Raw genomic sequence first — 2,707 nt, forward strand, 5'->3', positions numbered from 1 at the left:
ACCCCCAACCCCTCCCCTAAAGGGGAGGGGCTTTTCACGTCACCGCTTCGGCTTCTTCTTCGGCGCCCGCAGCCCGGCGGCGATGGCATGCCCCGCCCATTCGCGCAGCGCATCGGCATCGTCATACGCGTCGCTGGGCGCGCGGCGATAGTTCATCGTGTCGGACATGCCGGTCGAGAAGGTGACGGTGAACCGCTCGCTGTGTCCGGCTTCGTCCCATAGCGCGTTGCTTTCCGCGTCGGCCTTGAACCAGAGCTCGCCGTCATGGACGATCCCGAAGATCGTGCCGTCGAGATAGAGCGTCGCGCCGCCCATCATCCGGCGCATCGTCACGCTGCCGAGCGGTTCGAGCGCCTCGGTCACCCAGTCGACAAGGCCCTGGTCGACCGCCATCAGTGGCCCGAAGTGAGCTTGAGGCCGGCGATGCAGGCGACCACGCCGAGGATCAGCAGCGAGCGCAGCGGCGTGAACGGCTCGCCGAACCAGATCATGCCGATGACGACGGTGCCGAGCGCGCCGATGCCCGTCCACACTGCATAAGCGGTGCCCATGGGAATCGTCCGCGCCGCGACGTCGAGCAGCAGCATCGACAGCGACACCGAGACGAGGAAGCCCAGCGTCCAGGGTACGTTGCGGAAGCCGTCGGCGTAGCGCAGGCAGGTGGTGAAGCCGACCTCGAACAGCCCGCCAAGGACCAGCCAGACCCAGGCCATCAGCCGCGCCCCGCGAGTTTGGCCAGCGCATCGCCCGCGACGCGCTGAACGCGCCATTCGTCCATCCCGACCGCACCCATCGCACGGTAGAATTGGATCGCCGGCTCGTTCCAGTCGAGCACCGCCCATTCGAACCGGCCGCAGCCACGATCGAGCGCGATGCCGGCGAGGTGGCGGAGCAGCGCCGTGCCGGTGCCCGTGCCGCGCGCGGCGGGCGTGACGTAGAGATCCTCGAGATAGAGGCCGGGCCGCCCGGTCCAAGTCGAGAAATTCTGGAAGAACAAGGCGAAGCCGACGGGTGCGCCCTCGACTTCGGCGATCACCGCCTCGGCGGCCGGACGCGCGCCGAACAAGGCGGCGTCGAGCATCGGCTCGGTCGCCTTTACCGCGTCGGGCTCGCGCTCGAACTCGGCGAGCTCGCGGACCAGCCGCAGGATCAAGGGCACGTCGGCAGGCGTGGCGGGACGGATCTGGGTCATGGGAGCGCAGCCTCTGCTTCGGGTGCGGCGCCGTGGCCGCTCTTGGTACGCGCGGCGAGCACGCAGCCCGCCACGATCAAAATCGTGCCCGCGATCGTCGCGAGCGTGACCTTCTCGCCGAACATCCACCAGCCCATCAGCGAGGCCCAGATGAAGGCGGTATATTCGACCGGCAGCAGCACCTGCGCCTCGGCGCGGGCATAGGCCCAGGAAAGCAGCAGCAGCGAGACGATCGCGAGCGCGGCCGCGGCGGCGATTCCCGGCCAATGCTGCGCGGCAGGCAGCTCGAGCCACCACGGCGCCGCCAGGGCGAGCAGGCCGAGCACGAACAGGTTCTGGAAGAAGGCGATCTCGAGCGGCTTGGCGATCTGGGCCTGGTGGCGCGCAACGACGAGGTTCATCGCATAGACCACCGCCGAGAAGAGGATCGCGGCCATGCCGAGCATTGTCTCCTCGCTATGGGTGCCGCCGATCCGTCCGGCGACGACCACCGCGACTCCGGCTAGGCCGAGCAGCGATCCCCAGACCGATTGCGCGGTGATACTTTCCTTGAGGAACAAGGCGGCGAGCCCGAGCGCGATCAGCGGCGCGATGAACGAAAGCGCGATCGCCTCCGCCAACGGCACGCGGACGATCCCCCAGAAGAACGCGATCGCCATGACCGCGACGAGCACGCTGCGATAGACATGGACCCGGATCGTGCCGCGGCTCGGCAGGGTCGGGCGCGTGCAGGCATAGACCGCGCCGGTCAGCAGCACCGCGACGCCGAGCCGCCAGACCAAGGTGTTGTACGCGCCGATCTGGATCGACACGGCCTTCATCACCGCGTCCATGACCGAATAGAGCGCGATCCCGGCGCAGGCGGCGGCTAGAGCGATGCTATGGGGACCCCGCATGCTGCCGCGCATAGCGGGCGCCGGCGCCGGCGTCACCCGCCCGTCTAGCGCAGTCGCATCTCGTCGCCGGAGAGATGCACCGAGTGCAGCTTGCGCAGATAGGATTGGCCGAGCAGCGACACGTCCAAATCCTCGATCACCGCGGCATGGACGTCGCGGACGCGCTTGCCGTCGAGGACGAGGTCGTCGATCACCACGCGCTGGCCGTAGACGTCGCCCGAGGCGCCGCGCGCCACGACTTCGAACTGGTCGGGGTCGAACTTCACCCCGGCGCGGCGGGCATCGTCGGTGGTGAGCGCGACCATGTCGGCGCCCGTATCGACGACGAAGCGGACGGTCTCGCCATCGACCTGGGCGAAGGCGAAGAAATGGCCGCGGCTGTCGGGCTTGATGACGGTCTCGACCGGCACGTCGGCGGCCTCGGCGACGCCGACGACCGGCGCGGGCGCAGGCGCGCGCTTGACCGGCGCCATCAGACCGATGACGACGCCTACGCCGACGACCGAGAGGAATGCCCACCGCATGTCGGAGGCGGGTCTAGCGTGGGGGTGCTTACCAGCAGGCTAACGGCGGATTTCTCAAGCCCCTCCCCTTTAGGGGAGGGGTTGGGGGTGGGGAA

Annotated in this window: 5 protein-coding genes; all 5 read right to left on the reverse strand. The window is 68.8% G+C overall.

What is annotated here, in order from left to right:
- Positions 1-39: 39 nt before the first annotated feature.
- The 5 genes from AC3WJI_RS21500 to AC3WJI_RS21520 are packed head-to-tail and all read right to left on the reverse strand — an operon-like array spanning position 40 to position 2,612.
- Positions 40-393: a TfoX/Sxy family protein gene (locus tag AC3WJI_RS21500; protein WP_492759351.1), complete on the reverse strand. Its 354-nt coding sequence runs from the start codon at positions 391-393 to the stop codon at positions 40-42.
- Positions 393-713 carry a DMT family transporter gene (locus AC3WJI_RS21505; RefSeq protein WP_492759352.1) on the reverse strand — a complete coding sequence of 107 codons (321 nt, stop codon included), beginning with the start codon at positions 711-713 and terminating at the stop codon, positions 393-395. The genes AC3WJI_RS21500 and AC3WJI_RS21505 overlap by 1 nt, the downstream gene beginning before the upstream one ends.
- Complete coding sequence (locus tag AC3WJI_RS21510; RefSeq protein ID WP_492759353.1) at positions 713-1,192, reverse strand: GNAT family N-acetyltransferase; 480 nt, start codon at positions 1,190-1,192, stop codon at positions 713-715. The genes AC3WJI_RS21505 and AC3WJI_RS21510 overlap by 1 nt, the downstream gene beginning before the upstream one ends.
- Positions 1,189-2,088, reverse strand: a complete 900-nt coding sequence (locus AC3WJI_RS21515) for a DMT family transporter (RefSeq protein ID WP_492759354.1) — start codon at positions 2,086-2,088, stop codon at positions 1,189-1,191. Before AC3WJI_RS21515 ends, AC3WJI_RS21510 begins: the two co-directional genes overlap by 4 nt.
- Positions 2,089-2,132: 44 nt before the next feature.
- The gene (locus AC3WJI_RS21520) at positions 2,133-2,612 is read right to left on the reverse strand and encodes a retropepsin-like aspartic protease family protein (protein ID WP_492759355.1); all 480 of its coding nucleotides are present in this window, start codon (positions 2,610-2,612) and stop codon (positions 2,133-2,135) included.
- Positions 2,613-2,707: the final 95 nt, after the last annotated feature.

This window comes from Sphingomonas sp. FW306-1B-B10E, assembly GCF_058782005.1.

What these genes read in the sequence shown, in the direction of transcription:
- AC3WJI_RS21505 (WP_492759352.1), bottom strand. Translation starts at nt 713, where the DNA reads ATGGCCTGGGTCTGGCTGGTCCTTGGCGGGCTGTTCGAGGTCGGCTTC.
- AC3WJI_RS21510 (WP_492759353.1), bottom strand. Translation starts at nt 1,192, where the DNA reads ATGACCCAGATCCGTCCCGCCACGCCTGCCGACGTGCCCTTGATCCTG.
- AC3WJI_RS21515 (WP_492759354.1), bottom strand. Translation starts at nt 2,088, where the DNA reads ATGCGGGGTCCCCATAGCATCGCTCTAGCCGCCGCCTGCGCCGGGATC.
- AC3WJI_RS21500 (WP_492759351.1), bottom strand. Translation starts at nt 393, where the DNA reads ATGGCGGTCGACCAGGGCCTTGTCGACTGGGTGACCGAGGCGCTCGAA.
- AC3WJI_RS21520 (WP_492759355.1), bottom strand. Translation starts at nt 2,612, where the DNA reads ATGCGGTGGGCATTCCTCTCGGTCGTCGGCGTAGGCGTCGTCATCGGT.